We start from the raw sequence: 15,954 nt of genomic DNA, 5'->3' as shown, positions 1-15,954 counted from the left end.
TCCTTCTCCCTCTGGGGAAGGGTTGGGATGAGGGAGCTCTCTGTCAGAAATACCCTTCCTTCTTGCGCAATTCCATCGACGCATCCGAGGTCTGGTCGTCCATGCGCGTCGCCCCGCGCTCGGTGATGCGCGTGGCCGCGGTCTCTTCGATGATCTCGTCCACCGTACATGCAGTCGATTCCACCGGTGCGGTACAGGTCATGTCGCCCACGGTGCGGAAGCGCACCGACAACACCTCCACCTTCTCGCCCGCCTTCGGCTGTACCAGGTGCGACACCGGGATCACGGAGCCGCCGCGGCGGATCACTTCGCGTTCATGCGCAAAATAGATGTCGGGGAGATGCAGCTTTTCGCGGCCGATGTATTCCCAGATGTCCATCTCGGTCCAGTTGCTGATCGGGAAGACGCGGATGTTCTCGCCGGCATGCACGCGGGTGTTGTAGGTATCCCACAGCTCCGGGCGCTGGTTCTTCGGATCCCATTGACCGAACTCGTCGCGGAAGGAAAAGATGCGTTCCTTGGCGCGCGCCTTCTCCTCGTCGCGTCGCGCACCGCCCATGCAGGCATCGAAGCCGAACTCGGCGATGGTCTCCAGCAGCGTCACCGACTGGTAGGGATTGCGCGGCTTGCTCTCGTCCTTGATGACGATGCTGCCGCGCTTGATGGAATCCTCCAGCGAACGCACGATGAGCCGCTCGCCCAGGTCTTTCGCCAGCTTGTCGCGGCAGGCGATCACTTCCGGGAAGTTGTGCTCGGTGTCGATGTGCACCAGCGGGAACGGGAACTTCGCCGGACGGAACGCCTTCTCTGCCAAACGCAGCATGACGATGGAATCCTTCCCGCCCGAGAACAACAGTGCCGGGTTCCTGCATTCCGCCGCGACCTCGCGCATGATGTGGATGGATTCGCTCTCCAGCGCGTCCAGGTGGGTGAAGGCATGTTTGCTCATGTTGTTTTCGACCAGTTTCATGTTGTTTGCTCTGCGGTCAGGCAGAGACCTCCTGTTTGACTTCGGCCTGCGCTGCGATCTCGATGATGCGTTCACGGCTCGCCTGCAGCGAAGTGCTGCTGACGCCGGTCCCATGCGCTACCTTGCCGCGCAGGCTCACGTGCAATCCGCATTCCTTGCTTGCCGGATCCTCCCACCACCAGCGCCCGGCGCGGATATCCTCGCCCGGTGTGACCGAGCGCGTGCAGGGTGCACAGCCCAGGCTGGGGTAGAACTGGTCATGCAGCTTGTTGTAGGGCACATCGTGCTGGCGGATGTATGTCCAGACGTCATTGTGCGACCACTCCAGCAGCGGGTTGAACTTCTGCAGGCCGTTGTCCACATCGAATGCGGAGACTGCCAGCGTGCCGCGCGTCACCGCCTGGTCGCGGCGCATGCCGGTGATCCAGGCGCCTTTTCCGGCCAGCGCCCGGCGCAGCGGTTCCACCTTGCGCACGAAGCAGCAGCCCTTGCGGTTCTCCACGCTGTCGTAGAAACCGTTGATGCCGTGCTGTGCCACGTAATCCTCGACCAGCTTGCCGTCCGGAAAGTAGATCGTGAGCGGCACGCTGTAACGCAGCCTTACTTCCTGCATCAGGTCGTAGGTCTCTTTCGGCAAGCGTCCGGTATCCAGGCTGAACATCTGGATGTCGGGCCGGTGCTTTGCGATGAGGTCGGTCAGCACCATGTCCTCCGCCCCCAGACTGCTGGCGAACACCACCGGGGCGAACTCGTTCGCAGCCTGGTGCAACACAGCGATGGTCGCTTCGATCTTCCCTGTCAGTTCTTCGCTCATTTTGGCAAAGCCTCCTTCAAGTCCAGTTGTCCGTCCTTCTCGGCGGCAAATGCCGCCACCTTGACCGTCCACGCATCCACTTTTGCACTGGCGGCGGCGAGTGCATCGTTGTCGATCTCCTCGCTGCCGGCCAGCTCAAGCGCAGCGTGGGCGAATTCCGCAGCGATCTCTTCCGGTGCCAGCAGGTTGAGTTGCTCGGCCAGTTTCGCCAGGTCGTCCTGGCGCGCACCGCCCAGCAACTGCGCCACGCCGGAACCGAGCAGGCGCAGGATGGACTCGTTGCATTGCGCCGCTTCGCTGTATTTGCGCTGGAACACCAGGGCGTTGCGGTATTCGCGCTCGTGCGCCGCCTCGAAGAAATTCGCGCCGATCAACACCTGCGATGCGCCTGCACACTCGCCGCCACCCAGTTGCAGCACACGGAAGTCGGCCTTGTCGCCGTAATCGCGCATCACGCTTTCCAGCTCTTCCGCTTTCACTTCGGCCAGGTCGGCCAGCAGCGTCCTGAAATAATCCGCTTCCTGCTTGCGCGCCCAGACGAAGAAGCTGCTTTCGCCGCTGGCCAGATGCGCCACCTGCACTCGCTCGATGGCCTGCTTGACGCGCGCCACCGGCAACGACGGGCCTTTCAAGGCCAGTGCACCGCCCGATGTACCCTTGCCGGCAAAATACATCTGGTAATGCGGCACCAACTTGCCGTGCAGGCGCTTGCCCTCGCCGTAGATGCCGATATCGCCGGTCTCCGGTTGCGCGCAACCGTTGTGGCAACCGGAGACGCGGATGTGCAGGTCGGCCTTGCCGCCTGACAGCAACGGTCCCAGCACCGTGCTGGATGTGATACCCAGGCGGCAGGTCGAAGTACCAGGGCAGGCCACCACGTTGTCGCCGATCTTCGGCTCCGTCAGCCCGAGCCCCGCGATGCCGCTGCGCAATGCTGCGACTTTCGCCTGCGGAACGTTCAACACCGCAAAATTCTGGTCCTGCGTCGCATGGATCTCGTCCAGTCCTTGTTCCTGCAGCACCTGGGCTATCCCGCGCAGCTGCTCCGCCCGAACGTCGCCGATAGGCAAGGCGATGGGGAACACGAACAATCCACTCTGGCGTTGCGCAAAGATCTTGCGCGGTGCACCTTGTCCCGGAGCTTCGGTTCCGCTCGGCGTACGCCACTCACCTTGCGGCCAGGGCTGGTCGGCCAGGGCTTGCCGGGTACGTTCGAACTCTTCGCGGTACTTTTCGATGAAACCTTCCGCACCGAAACGTTCGACCAGGAACTTGATGCGCGATTTCGCCCGCTTGGTGCGGTCGGAGTATTTGTTGTGCAAAGTCACCAGCGCTTCCATCGCGTACAGCAATTCGCGTTCGGGAATGAACTCCTCGACCACGATGGACTCGCGCGGCTTGTGTCCCAGCCCGCCGCCGGCCCTGATCCTGAAGCCATGCTGGCCGTCCTTGGTCACCGCGATCACGCCGCAATCGTGCAGCAGCGACTGGGCGCAATCAGCCTCGCAACCTGAGAACGAGATTTTGAACTTGCGCGGCAACTGCTGGTTGAGCGGATTGCGCAGGAAATGCACGGTCGCCCCGTCCACATGTCTGGACACGTCGACATGCTCTTTCGGGCAAACGCCCGCCAGTGGGCAGGCCGTCATGTTGCGGATGGTGTTGCCGCAAGCTTCACGGGTGGTCAGGCCAACCTTGGCCAGGCGGCGCATCGCGTCTGGCATCTGTACCAGCGGGATGTAGTGGATCTGGATGCTCTGCCGCGTGGTCAGGTGGGCGATCTGGTGTTGTGAAAACTCTCCCGCCACATCGGCGATCGCGTCCAGTTGAACTGCGGTCAGGCGGCCGCCGGGGATCTTGATGCGCAACATGTTCACACCTTGCTGGCGCTGACCATACACGCCCTGTTGCAGGCGGATGGCAGTGAAGCGGTCGGGGTCGATGCCGCCGGCATTGAAGGTGGCGATCGCCTGCTCGAAGCGTTCGATCTCTTCCAGGTCGGACAAGTTACGGGTGTTCAGGCTCATTTCGATTTCCTTTCAATACAAAACCAGACGGGTGCCGATGAGCAACAGCATCGACGCCAGAACAGGACGTAAAATCTTTTCCGGGACTTTCGCGGAGAGATGGCTGCCGATGTAGATGCCGGGCAAGGATCCCAGCAACAAGCTGCCCAGCAGCACGAAGTCCACCGTACCCAGCGCCACATGCCCTATGCCCGCCACAGCAGTGAGCGGTACGGCATGGGCGATATCGGTGCCCACCACCCTGGATGCAGACATGCGCGGATACAGGAACAGCAAGGCCACCGTGCCCAGCACACCGGCACCGATGGAGGAGATGGTCACCAGCGCACCGACGATGAAGCCGGTAGCGACGGTCGCCCCGGTCAGATGACGGTGATGCAACTCGTACACCGTGCCATCCTCGCGCTGCGCGAGCTTCCTGATCCGTTCTTTGAGCAGCAATGCGGTGGCGGTCAACACCAAGGCGACGCTCAGCACGCCGGTCACCAGCCCTTTCAGGGTCTTTGCATCCAGCGCGAGGTATTTCAGCAAGACGATGGTGATCAGTGCTGCGGGCAGGCTGCCCAGGCTCAGCAGTCCTACCACTTTCCAGTCCACCGTGCCGTTGCGGCCATGCACCCAGCCGCCCAATGCCTTGGTCAGCGAGGCATACAGCAGATCGGTACCGACTGCCGTAGTTGGTGAAATGCCAAAGAACAGCACCAGCAGCGGGGTCATCAACGACCCGCCGCCGACGCCGGTCACCCCGACGATCAAACCGACCAGAAAGCCCGAAACTGTATATAGACCATCCATGATTGCCCCGCCACGCTCGAATGAGGCGCATTCTAGGCTGGCGCCTTTATATTGCTAAATACTTTTATGTTAATATCTTATAACCATAAGACATATAAAGGCCGCATCATGAACCTGCAACAACTGCGCTATTTGAACGAGATCGTGCGCTGCAACCTGAATATCTCCGATGCCGCCAATGCGCTGTACACCTCACAGCCCGGCGTGAGCAAACAGATCAAGTTGCTGGAAGAGGAACTGGGCATCGACATCTTCGTGCGCAACGGCAAGCGCATCGTCGCCATCACAGAGCCGGGCAAGGCGGTGCTGGAGATCGCGCAGCGCATGCTGCACGAGACGGAGAATCTGAAACAGGTGGGACAGGAATTCCGCACCCAGGACAGCGGCTCGCTCACCATCGCCACCACCCACACCCAGGCGCGTTACGCGTTGCCGCCCGTGGTAAAGCAGTTCACGCAAAGCTACCCGGGCGTGAAGCTCGGCCTGCACCAGGGCAACCCGACGCAGATCGCCGAGATGGTGCTGGGCGGCGAAGTGGACATCGGCATCGCCACCGAAAGCCTGGCGTTATACGACGAACTGGTCACCCTGCCCTGCTACGAGTGGCATCACTGCGTGGTGGTGCCGCCCAGGCACCCGCTGTTGCAGGAAAAACGCCTGACGCTGAAGAAGCTGGCGGAATATCCCATCATCACTTACGACTTCGCCTTCACCGGACGCAACAAGATCAACCAGGCGTTCCACGATGCGGGGATCGAGCCCAACATCGCACTCACCGCGATCGATGCCGACGTGATCAAGACCTATGTGGAACTTGGACTTGGCGTCGGCATCGTGGCACAGATGGCCTTCATCCCGGACCGCGACCGCCATCTGCGCATGATCGACGCAGGGCACCTGATCCAGCCCAGCACCACCCGCATCGCCATCCGCAAGAACCAGTATCTGCGAGGATTCGGCTATCATTTCATCGAACTGTTCGCGCCGCATCTCACGCGCGATGTGGTATCGAAAGCGCTGCATCTGACGACATAGGAAGACACCGCGAATCAGACCATATGAACACGGCACCGACGGTACACCGTGGTCAAGCGAGTTTGCTCCGTGCAAATCTGCACTACCCGCACATCCGTCCGGTAGCTGCCCACCAGGAACTGCAGAGCGATAAAGGAATGTGATCGGAACCTTTTCGATCGGCAGACTCAATCACCTTGCCGGACCGCAGCCACTTCCCGGGAAAACCGATACGTGTTCTTCCCGCTTTGCTTGGCCAGGTACATCGCCTCATCAGCCAGTTTGATCAGCTTGATGGAATCCTTCTCGTCATCCGGATACAACGAGATGCCGATACTGGCCCCAATAAAACTGCTTGTTCCTTTCAGGTCGAATGCTTCGGTCAGCGACATGATTATCTTGTCGGCCACAAGGGCAGCGTTCCTGTCCGATCCGACATTGTCCAGAACGACGATGAACTCGTCCCCCCCTACCCTCGCCACGGTGTCCGAACCGCGGATAGTCTGCCGGAGCCGTCCTGACACCCCTTTCAACAGCAGATCGCCTGCGTCGTGACCGAGAGTGTCGTTGATGTTCTTGAACCCATCGAGATCGATGAACAGGACAGCCACCTTGTGCTTGTTGCGTTTGGCCAACGCAACGGAATGATCCAGCACATCCAGCATCAGTGCGCGGTTGGGCAGGTCGGTCAGATAATCATAGTGGGCCAAATGCGCGATCTTCTGCTCGGCTTTTTTGCGCTCCGTGATATCACGCACGATGCCGATGAAATAGCGATGTCCGCCCAATACCATCTCGGAAATAGATATTTCCATCGGGAATTCTTCGCCGTTCTTTTTGATGGCACTCGTCTCCCGGCCGCGTATGCCGAGTATGCTGGCCTGACCGGTATGCAAATACCGGTCGATATAGGTGTCATGCAGGCTATGGTGAGGCTCCGGCATCAGCATATTGACGTTCTTGCCCAATGCTTCCTGCTGCGAATAGCCGAAGATATCCTCGGCGGCGGGGTTGAACCCCTGGATCAGCCCCGACTCGTTGATCGTGATGATGCCGTCCATCACGTTGCTGATGACGGATTGCAGCTGATCCTGGCTCTTCTCCAGGTCGACCTTGATCTGTTTCAGGTTGGTGACCATCTGCCAGAACAGCTTGACCTCGGGACCGCTGGCCACGCGCCTGTCGCCGAAGACCTTGTAAGCCTCTTCAGCGATCGCATCGTCATGCGACAAGTTGTACACGATGCAGTCGGGATAGTCCTTGCAGGCCTGCAGGGCCTTGACTGCATCGCCATAGGTGGGAATGCCGCGGTCTTTTGCCAGCTGGATCCCGTGCGCATCGGGATTCGAATCCGCAATACCGACGACCCTCACCAGACTGTCTTCCAGGAACATCTCCAGCAGTGCAGATCCACCTCGCCCGGCTCCGATGATCAGGACAGGATACCCTTCGGTTCTTTGTGTAACCACGCTCATTCCCCCATGGCCTTGACGCAACAGATACTGGCAGAGCATTTGCACGTTTGGCGTGCTTATTCTTATTCGGTATGCGACAACAACGGTTCAGGTCACGCTGTAATCCGCCCTGGATCAAAGGCAAACCTGATCAGCTTGCCCCGCGCTTCGAGAAATCCCTGAGACGGAAACCCAGCGCGAAAAGCACTGCAAAGTACACCACCACGCCCAGCAGCACCAGCCAGGAAAGGTGGATGATACGCGTCCATCCATGCGTGGTCAGCCAGTGCTGTTCGCCCCCCATGCCGAGCCAGAGCGTCAAGGCCAGCGCCAGCAGGGCGACGCAAAGCTTGAGGAAGAATCCACCCCATCCCGGCTCGGGCTGGTAGATGCCGCGTTTGCGCAGAAAATAGAACAGCACTGAAGAATTGAAACAGGCACCGAGACCAATGGCTAGTGCCAGCCCCGCGTGGTGCAATTGCAGGCCGAACACGAACAGCAGATTCATCAACTGCGTGGCGACCAGCGTGGCGATACCGATCTTGACCGGGGTTCTTATGTCCTGCCGCGCATAGAAACCTGGAGCAAGCACTTTTACAGCGATGAGACCGATCAACCCGACGCTGTAGCCGACCAGTGCGTTGCGCGTCATCAGCACATCGTTGGCGACGAATGCGCCATGCTGGAAGAACGTCGCCAGCAAAGGCACTGCGATCATGCCCAGCGCCAGCGCAGCCGGCAGCGTGAGCATGAAGACGAGGCGCAATCCCCAATCCAGCAACCTGGAATATTCCGCTGTGCTGTTGTCGGCATGATGCCTGGAAAGCGAAGGCAGCAGGATGGTGCCGAGCGCCGCCCCCAGCAGGCCGGACGGGAATTCCATCAGGCGGTCGGCGTAATACAGCCAGGACACGCTGCCTGCCACCAGGAACGAGGCGAAGATGGTGTTGATGATGAGACTGATCTGCGCGATGGACACGCCGAACATGGCCGGCCCCATCTGCCGGATGACGCGGCGCATGCCTGCATCCTTCAGGCTGAAGCGGATGCGCGGCAGCATGCCGATTTGTTTCAGGAACGGTATCTGGAATGCAAGTTGCACAAATCCTGCGATGAACACCGCCCACGCCAGCGCCAGGATGGGCGGGTCGAAATACGGTGCCAGCCACAACGCCCCCCCGATGAAACACAAATTGAGCAGGATGGGCGCGAACGCCGGCACCCAGAACTTGTTGTAGGTATTGAGGATGGCGGCCGCTACGGCGACCAGCGAAATGAAGAAGATATAAGGCGACGTGATCCGCAGCAACTGCACGGTAAGCTCGAACTTGCCCGGCTCTTTGGCAAAACCCGGAGCGTTGATATAGACCAGGATCGGCGCGGCGACGATGCCGACGAGAGTGACGATGAACAGGATGATCGCCAGCAGGGTGGCCACATGATCCACCAGCAGCTTGGTCTCCTCCGGGCTCTTGCGATTCTTGTATTCGCCGAAGATCGGCACAAAGGCTTGCGAGAACGCGCCTTCAGCGAACATTCTGCGCAACAGATTGGGCAGCTTGAAAGCAACGAAGAAGGCATCGGTCGCCATGCCTGCGCCGAAGATGCGGGCGATCAATACATCGCGCACGAAGGCCAGGATGCGGGATACCAGGGTCAGGCTGCTGACGGCAGCTAGGGCTTTAAGCAGATTCATCGAGTCTTGGCGATCTAATGAACCCGACCAAGGCCGACATCACCAGCCATTGTTCTTGGGAGAACGGCGCTCCATGCTGATCGTCGGAAACAGCCCCGTCGCACCGGCATCCACCCGGCTGCGCCCTGCGCGGACGGTCAGGTGATTGCTCGCCACGAATTGCCTGACCAGTTCGAAGGCATGCGGATCGGCCGTTTCCAGAGAGAAGCGCACAACAACGGAAGGTATGCCTTGTATCACCATCGGGCGCAGATAGGATGAATAAACGATCCGGCCATCATGACCCGTCGTGGACAGCATGTCGCTCAACCGCTCTCCCCAGTTGGAAGGGCGGAACGGCGTTCCGTCTTTGTTGATACCCTGAATGACAAACTCGGCGAGGTCAGGCGAACGATCTTTTCTGTCTAACAATTTTGATTCCCGGAAATCGAATTGAAGTCATTGTAACATCGAGCCGCCACCCAAGATAACAACCCAATCAACGGGCTACCAGTCGTTGTTCTTCGGCGAACGCCGCTCCTGCTCCACCACCAGATGGGATTCCGCCCCCTCGGCATCGCGGCTGCCGCGACCGGCGCGCACTTGCAGGCGATGCTCGGTGACGAATTGCTTGATCGTCTCGAAGGCATTCTCGTCGACCAGTTTCAGGGATAGCCGCACCACAACCGACTGCACGCCGTTGACCACCATGGGTCGCGCATGGGAGGCATAAACCCGACCATCAGGGTCAGCCTTACCCAGACTACTGCACAACTGCTCTGCCCATTCCGGCGGTTGCAACACCTCACCGTCCACGGTGATCCCTTGAACCACGAATTCGGCGACACCTGGCAGCATTGCTCATTCCACCCTGTTCTTAATTGGAAATGCTTGATGGCAACTTGTGAAGCCATCATACCACCGCCCTTTCGCCAACGGCGAAACCATGCCCACCGCGCCAGGAACCAGACCGTTTATCATCAAGCGGGGATGGAATCGATATCCAAAGCCACTTTTCAAATCATATGAACACGGCACTGGCCTCCCCAGAAAAAAGAGTTTGCCAAACCTTGAATGAGCCTCTAGAATGCGCCCCTTTCTGAAAAGCCGAATTCTCAAGGAGTAGTACTCATGGCAAATAGCGCACAAGCTAGAAAACGTGCAAAACAGGCAGTCAAGCAAGGCCAGCACAACGCCAGCCTGCGTTCCGAACTGCGTACCGCGATCAAGAAGGTCGCCAAGGCGATCGAAGCCGGCGACAAGGCAGCCGCACAGGCCGTGTTCCAGGAATCCACCAGCGTGGTAGATTCCATCGCCGACAAGAAGATCGTGCACAAGAACAAGGCAGCTCGCCATAAGAGCCGATTGTCCGCTGCGATCAAGGCGATGGCCTGATTTATTGCAGACGATGAGTCTGCGACAAAAGGCCGACGAACTGTCGGCCTTTTTTGTTTATAGTTCCAGCATCAGAGAAACAACAAGACCGGGAAGCTTGCCATGTCACATTTGATGAATACCTATGCAAGACAGAATGTCACCTTTACCCACGGCGAAGGTGTCTGGCTATGGGACATCAACGGCAAACGATATCTCGACGCTCTTTCCGGCATCGCGGTCAATACCTTGGGGCACGCGCATCCGCGCTTCACCGCCGCGCTCACCAAGCAGATCGGCAAGCTGATCCACACCTCCAATCTCTACCAGGTACAGGAACAGGAGCTGATCGCCGACAAGCTGTGCCAACTTTCCGGCATGCAGGAGGTGTTCCTGTGCAACTCTGGCTGCGAAGCGAACGAAGCAGCGATCAAGCTGGCACGGTTATACGGACATAACAAGGGCGTGGCCGATCCTTCGATCATCGTCATGGAAAAAGCCTTCCATGGCCGCACGCTGGCCACCCTCTCCGCCACAGGCAACCGCAAGGTACAAGCCGGATTCGAACCGCTGGTCAAAGGTTTCGTGCGCGTCCCTTACGACGATCTGGAGGCCATCCGCCAAGTTGCCCGGCACACACCGAATGTCGTCGCCGTACTGGTCGAACCTATCCAGGGCGAAGGCGGCATCCGCACACCAGACATCAGCTATCTGCATGGCTTGCGCAATATCTGCGACGAACAGGAATGGCTGCTGATGCTGGACGAGGTGCAATGCGGCTTGGGCAGGACCGGCAAATGGTTCGCGTTCCAGCATACGGACATCATGCCGGATGTGATGACCTTGGCCAAAGGGCTGGGCTCAGGCGTGCCTGTGGGCGCCTGCCTGGCTGCAGGCAAGGCGACGGGTACGTTCAAGCCGGGCAACCACGGCTCGACTTTCGGCGGCAACCCGCTGGCCTCGACCGCCGCGCTGACAACGCTGAACATCATGGAACAGGACAAGTTGCTCGATCATGCCGCCAAACTGGGCGCATGGCTCAAGCAGCAGTTTCTGGCAAGACTGGGCGGCACGAAAGGCGTCGTGACCGTGCGCGGACAAGGCTTGATGCTGGGCATCGAACTCGATAAACCGTGCGGCGACCTGGTCGGCAAAGCACGCGAACAAGGCCTGCTCATCAATGTCACCGCTGACAATGTGGTCCGTTTGCTGCCGTCGCTCGTTTTTTCGGAAAGCGATGCGCTGCAGTTGCTGGATATCCTGTGTCCGCTGATCACGGAATTTCTGGCGCAGGAGTGAACATGAGCAGCAAACCCATCAAGCATTTTCTGCAATTCAAGGATCTGGATCGCAACGAGCTTGAATACCTGTTCGAGCGCACCCGCATCATCAAGGAACGTTTCAAGCGCTATGAGAAATACTGGCCGCTGGAAGACCGCACGCTGGTAATGATCTTCGAAAAAGCCAGCACACGCACTCGCCTGTCGTTCGAGGCCGGCATGCACCAGCTCGGCGGTTCGGCCATCTACCTGAACACGCGCGATTCACAGCTCGGTCGCGGCGAGCCGGTGGAAGACGCCGGGCAGGTCATTTCGCGCATGAGCGACATCGTGATGATCCGCACTTTCGAACAGGACATCATCGAGCGCTTCGCGCGCAACTCGCGCGTCCCAGTCATCAACGGCCTCACCAACGAATATCATCCCTGTCAGGTGCTGGCAGATATCTACACTTATGTCGAGCATCGAGGCTCGATCAAAGGCAAGACCGTGGCCTGGATCGGCGATTCCAACAACATGTGCAACACCTGGCTGCAGGCAGCGGAGATCCTGGACTTCAACGTCCACGTTTCCACCCCGCCCGGCTACGAGGTAGAGCCGGAGCGCGCCGGATTGTTCGGCGAAGATCATTACGAGGAGTTCACCGACCCGATGGAAGCGGCACGGAACGCGGACCTGGTGACTACCGACGTATGGACCTCGATGGGTTTCGAGGCGGAGAACGAAGAACGAATGAAGGACTTCGCCGACTGGCAGGTGGATGGCGACATGATGCGCGTAGCCGCCAGGGACGCACTGTTCATGCACTGCCTGCCCGCCCATCGCGGCGAAGAGGTCGCGGCGGAGGTCATCGACGGCTCCCAGTCCGTGGTGTGGGACGAGGCTGAAAACAGGCTGCATGTGCAGAAAGCTCTCATGGAATATCTACTCTTGGGTAAAGTGGGCAACTAATCGAAGCGGAAAGAATGTGCAGCCTGTTTCGGCGTAGGCTAACTTGCGTAGCAAGTTAAACCGCGTAGCGGTGGCCGAAGCCAAAATCGTTTGCACGTACAGAAAGCCCTGATGGAATATCTACTGCCGGGCAAGATCAACAACTAAATCGGAAGTAAAAAGCAATGAGCGAAATCAAAAAAGCCGTCCTCGCCTACTCCGGCGGACTCGATACTTCGGTCATCCTGAAGTGGCTGCAAGACACCTACCAGTGCGAAGTGGTGACTTTCACCGCCGACCTGGGGCAAGGCGAAGAACTCGAACCAGCGCGCCAGAAGGCGCTGAAGTTCGGCATCAAGCCGGAGAACATCTTCATCGACGACCTGCGCGAGGAGTTCGTGCGCGATTTCGTGTTCCCGATGTTCCGTGCCAACACCATCTACGAAGGCGAATACCTGCTTGGCACCTCCATCGCCCGCCCGCTGATCGCCAAGCGTTTGATCGACATCGTCAACAAGACGGGTGCGCAAGCCATCTCGCACGGTGCGACCGGCAAGGGCAACGACCAGGTGCGTTTCGAGCTGGGCGCCTATGCGCTGAAGCCCGGCATCAAGATCATCGCGCCGTGGCGCGAATGGGATCTGCTGTCGCGCGAGAAACTGCTGGCTTACGCCGAGAAGCATGGCATCCCCATCGAGATGAAGCACAAGCAAGGCGGCTCGCCCTACTCCATGGATGCCAACCTGCTGCACATCAGCTACGAAGGCCGCCACCTGGAAGACCCTGCTGCCGAAGCAGAAGAGAACATGTGGCGCTGGACGGTCTCTCCGGAGAAAGCTCCAGACCAGGCAGAATATCTGGATCTCGAGTTCGTCAACGGCGACATCGTGTCGCTGAACGGCAACAAGATGTCGCCGGCACAGGTGCTGACCAAGCTGAACGAGCTTGGCGGCAAGCACGGCATCGGTCGCCTCGACCTGGTGGAGAACCGCTATGTCGGCATGAAGTCGCGCGGCTGCTACGAGACCCCCGGTGGCACCATCATGCTGAAGGCGCACCGCGCCATCGAATCCATCACGCTGGATCGCGAGGTGGCGCATTTGAAGGACGACCTGATGCCGCGTTACGCCAGCATGATCTACAACGGCTACTGGTGGAGTCCTGAGCGCAAGGCGTTGCAGGTGCTGATCGACCACACGCAAAGCTGCGTGAACGGCTGGGTACGGGTCAAGCTGTACAAGGGCAACGTCATCGTCGTCGGCCGCGACTCCAAGACCGATTCGCTGTTCGACCCGACCATCGCCACCTTCGAGGACGACAAGGGCGCCTACGACCAGAAGGATGCGGGCGGCTTCATCAAGCTGAACGCCTTGCGCATGCGCATCGCGGCGAACCTGAAGAATCGCAAATAAGGCAAAGGCTACGGGAGACATCATGCTGCACGACCTGAGCGGTGACATCCTGTTAAGCGGCGCGAAGGCCATCGTGCAAGGTGTCGCGCCGAACGATGACTTCCATCAGGGTCTGGCACTGCAACTGCGCGAACGCATGCCTGCCATGTACAAGGACTTCCGCCATTATTGCCAGACCCGGCATCCCAAGTCCGGCGAGTTGTGGACATGGATGAGCGCTGACGGCCGCCATCTCGTCAACCTGTTCACGCAGGACGGCGCTTACGATCATGGCAGCAAGCCCGGCCATGCCACACTGCAACACATCAACCACAGTCTGCATGCGCTGCGCAGCTTCGTACAGAAAGAGAAGGTCGGCAGCCTTGCCCTGCCCCGTCTGGCATGCGGTGTGGGAGGACTGGACTGGGATGACGTAAGACCGCTGATCGAGAAACATCTTGGCGACCTGAACATCCCTGTCTATATTTATGCCAATTATCAAAAAGGCGTAAAAGCCAGCGAACCAGCAAAATAATCCAATCGTCCCAAAGGAAATAACAGTATGTCAGACAAAATCGACAACATCAGCGTCGGCAAGAAAGCCAATGTGTTCTTTGATGGAAAATGTGTGTCCCACTCGGTATTCTTCCCCGATGGTTCGCGCAAGACAGTTGGCGTGATCATGCCGGGAGCCGCGCTCACCTTCAACGTCGGTGCACCGGAGCTGATGGAGATCACCGCTGGCGAATGCCAGGTCAGGATCGCCGGAGAACCCGATTTCAAAACCTATGCTGCCGGCAGCAGCTTCAAAGTGGCCGAGAACGGCAGCTTCGAGATCCATGCCAAGGATGAAGTGAACTACATCTGCAGCTTTGGCTCCGACTAACCTGAAGGTAAGTCTTCGCCGCAACACACCGCCTTGCGGTATGTTGTGGTTAATAGTTCGAGGAGATACTCAATGCCATCTTTCGATATCGTTTCAGAAGTAGACAAGACCGAAGTCAAGAACGCGGTCGAGCAGACCAACAAGGAAGTCAGCACGCGTTTCGATTTCAAGGGATCGGATGCCCGCGTCGAGCAGGCCGAGTTGGTGCTCACCGTTCATGCCGACAACGAGTTCCAGATGAATCAGGTGCAGGATATCCTCAATGGCAGGCTGACCAAGCGCGGCGTGGATATCAAATGCCTGGAGATCAGCGACAAGATCGAGAAGGTCAGCGGCAACAAGGTGAAGCGCTCCTGCACTGTCAAAGTGGGCGTAGAGACCGAGTTGGCAAAGAAGATCGTGAAGCACCTCAAGGACAGCAAGATGAAGGTGCAAGCCAGCATCCAGGGCGATACCGTACGCGTCACCGGCAAGAGCCGCGACGACCTGCAGGCGGCCATCGCCTTCGTAAAAAAGACGATCACCGACTTTCCGCTGCAGTACCAGAACTTCCGCGATTGAAGCATATCGCTCGGCCACTTGCGGTTGCAATGCTGGCCTTGTGCTTGATGCACAGGGCCGGTGCGACCGAACTTTCCTACCCTGAGATATTGCTCGACGATGTAAAACACGTCGCCACTTCTCCTGCACGCTGGGAAGAAACCGAATGGCACACAGCCGGTTGGGCTTCACTTGCGGTAGTCGGCACTGCGCTGGTCGTTGACCGTCCCCTGCGCGACGAGATGCGCCGCCATAGCGGCAACAACAGCTTCATCACCCAGGTGGAACGTTTCGGCTCGCAATATGCCGCCGGCGTAGTCGGTGGCTTCTATGTCGTTGGCGCATTCACCGGCAACAATACCGCCGTGCAGGTCGCCCAGGACGGCATCGCCGCCAGCCTGATCGCCAGCGGCATCGTCACGCCGACCATCAAGCTGCTCGCCGGGCGCAGCCGCCCGCGTGCAGACGAAGACATCTATAACTTCAAGCCGTTCAGCGACGCCAATTCATCGTTTCCTTCCGGACATACGACCGAAGCATTCGCGCTCGCCTCGGTGATCGCCAACCATTACGACGAGACCTGGGTCACCTGCGCCTCGTACAGCATCGCCGGATTGGTCGGTCTCGCCCGCACCTATCACCAGGCGCACTTTGCGTCCGACGTTGTCGCCGGCGCGATGATCGGCACGCTGGTCGGCAAAAGCGTGGTTTCCTACAACGCCAGCCTGCGCAACGGCAAATTGGCCTTGCTTCCCGACTTTTCCCGGGGTCTAATCGGTGTACGTATAGCAGGGAGATTCTGAG

17 protein-coding genes are annotated in these 15,954 nt (G+C 58.9%); 9 read left to right on the top strand and 8 right to left on the bottom strand.

The window, feature by feature from the left end; all coding sequences use genetic code 11:
* Window positions 1-43: 43 nt before the first annotated feature.
* Genes cysD through SLIT_RS05150 form a run of 4 tightly spaced genes read right to left on the bottom strand, consistent with a single transcriptional unit; the run spans window position 44 to window position 4,606 of the window.
* Window positions 44-970, bottom strand: coding sequence for a sulfate adenylyltransferase subunit CysD (cysD, locus tag SLIT_RS05165; protein ID WP_013029170.1), 927 nt, complete (start codon window positions 968-970; stop codon window positions 44-46).
* 16 nt (window positions 971-986) lie between these two features.
* Window positions 987-1,784 carry a phosphoadenylyl-sulfate reductase gene (locus tag SLIT_RS05160; protein ID WP_013029169.1) on the bottom strand — a complete coding sequence of 266 codons (798 nt, stop codon included), beginning with the start codon at window positions 1,782-1,784 and terminating at the stop codon, window positions 987-989.
* Window positions 1,781-3,811: a nitrite/sulfite reductase gene (locus SLIT_RS05155; RefSeq protein WP_013029168.1), complete on the bottom strand. Its 2,031-nt coding sequence runs from the start codon at window positions 3,809-3,811 to the stop codon at window positions 1,781-1,783. Before SLIT_RS05155 ends, SLIT_RS05160 begins: the two co-directional genes overlap by 4 nt.
* Window positions 3,812-3,823: 12 nt before the next feature.
* Window positions 3,824-4,606 carry a sulfite exporter TauE/SafE family protein gene (locus SLIT_RS05150; RefSeq protein WP_013029167.1) on the bottom strand — a complete coding sequence of 261 codons (783 nt, stop codon included), beginning with the start codon at window positions 4,604-4,606 and terminating at the stop codon, window positions 3,824-3,826.
* A 108-nt stretch (window positions 4,607-4,714) separates the two neighbouring features.
* Here SLIT_RS05150 and cysB point away from each other — a divergent pair, with 108 nt between their 5' ends.
* Window positions 4,715-5,641, top strand: a complete 927-nt coding sequence (gene cysB, locus SLIT_RS05145) for an HTH-type transcriptional regulator CysB (protein WP_013029166.1) — start codon at window positions 4,715-4,717, stop codon at window positions 5,639-5,641.
* 167 nt (window positions 5,642-5,808) lie between these two features.
* On the opposite strand, the gene SLIT_RS05140 is transcribed toward cysB, so the two are convergent.
* The 4 genes from SLIT_RS05140 to SLIT_RS05125 form a co-directional block, all read right to left on the bottom strand.
* On the bottom strand, window positions 5,809-7,089 hold the full coding sequence (locus tag SLIT_RS05140; RefSeq protein ID WP_190272147.1) for a diguanylate cyclase domain-containing protein: 1,281 nt from the start codon (window positions 7,087-7,089) through the stop codon (window positions 5,809-5,811).
* A 136-nt stretch (window positions 7,090-7,225) separates the two neighbouring features.
* Window positions 7,226-8,770, bottom strand: a complete 1,545-nt coding sequence (murJ, locus tag SLIT_RS05135) for a murein biosynthesis integral membrane protein MurJ (RefSeq protein ID WP_013029164.1) — start codon at window positions 8,768-8,770, stop codon at window positions 7,226-7,228.
* Between the two features lie 39 nt (window positions 8,771-8,809).
* On the bottom strand, window positions 8,810-9,181 hold the full coding sequence (locus tag SLIT_RS05130; RefSeq protein WP_013029163.1) for a DUF3579 domain-containing protein: 372 nt from the start codon (window positions 9,179-9,181) through the stop codon (window positions 8,810-8,812).
* Window positions 9,182-9,256: 75 nt separating this feature from the next.
* Entirely contained in the window at window positions 9,257-9,607 is a 351-nt protein-coding gene (locus SLIT_RS05125) for a DUF3579 domain-containing protein (RefSeq protein ID WP_013029162.1), read from the bottom strand.
* 273 nt (window positions 9,608-9,880) lie between these two features.
* Between SLIT_RS05125 and rpsT the strand changes: the two genes are divergently transcribed.
* The 8 genes from rpsT (at window position 9,881) to SLIT_RS15100 (ending at window position 15,953) form a co-directional block, all read left to right on the top strand.
* Window positions 9,881-10,144, top strand: coding sequence for a 30S ribosomal protein S20 (gene rpsT, locus SLIT_RS05120; protein WP_013029161.1), 264 nt, complete (start codon window positions 9,881-9,883; stop codon window positions 10,142-10,144).
* 102 nt (window positions 10,145-10,246) lie between these two features.
* Entirely contained in the window at window positions 10,247-11,422 is a 1,176-nt protein-coding gene (locus tag SLIT_RS05115) for an aspartate aminotransferase family protein (RefSeq protein WP_013029160.1), read from the top strand.
* A gap of 2 nt (window positions 11,423-11,424) precedes the next feature.
* On the top strand, window positions 11,425-12,354 hold the full coding sequence (gene argF, locus SLIT_RS05110) for an ornithine carbamoyltransferase (protein WP_013029159.1): 930 nt from the start codon (window positions 11,425-11,427) through the stop codon (window positions 12,352-12,354).
* Window positions 12,355-12,518: 164 nt separating this feature from the next.
* The gene (locus tag SLIT_RS05105) at window positions 12,519-13,745 is read left to right on the top strand and encodes an argininosuccinate synthase (RefSeq protein WP_013029158.1); all 1,227 of its coding nucleotides are present in this window, start codon (window positions 12,519-12,521) and stop codon (window positions 13,743-13,745) included.
* Between the two features lie 22 nt (window positions 13,746-13,767).
* Window positions 13,768-14,259 (top strand): macro domain-containing protein, encoded by a 492-nt coding sequence (locus tag SLIT_RS05100; protein WP_013029157.1) that lies wholly within the window; start codon window positions 13,768-13,770, stop codon window positions 14,257-14,259.
* A 27-nt stretch (window positions 14,260-14,286) separates the two neighbouring features.
* Window positions 14,287-14,610 (top strand): pyrimidine/purine nucleoside phosphorylase, encoded by a 324-nt coding sequence (ppnP, locus tag SLIT_RS05095; protein ID WP_013029156.1) that lies wholly within the window; start codon window positions 14,287-14,289, stop codon window positions 14,608-14,610.
* Between the two features lie 72 nt (window positions 14,611-14,682).
* Entirely contained in the window at window positions 14,683-15,171 is a 489-nt protein-coding gene (locus SLIT_RS05090) for a YajQ family cyclic di-GMP-binding protein (protein ID WP_013029155.1), read from the top strand.
* 29 nt (window positions 15,172-15,200) lie between these two features.
* Window positions 15,201-15,953, top strand: a complete 753-nt coding sequence (locus SLIT_RS15100) for a phosphatase PAP2 family protein (protein ID WP_013029154.1) — start codon at window positions 15,201-15,203, stop codon at window positions 15,951-15,953.
* Window position 15,954: the final 1 nt, after the last annotated feature.

It is taken from the genome of Sideroxydans lithotrophicus ES-1, assembly GCF_000025705.1.
Taxonomy (GTDB): Bacteria; Pseudomonadota; Gammaproteobacteria; order Burkholderiales; family Gallionellaceae; genus Sideroxyarcus; species Sideroxyarcus lithotrophicus.
Note: the sequence above shows the minus strand (reverse complement) of the source record. Positions and strands in the feature narration are given on the sequence as shown.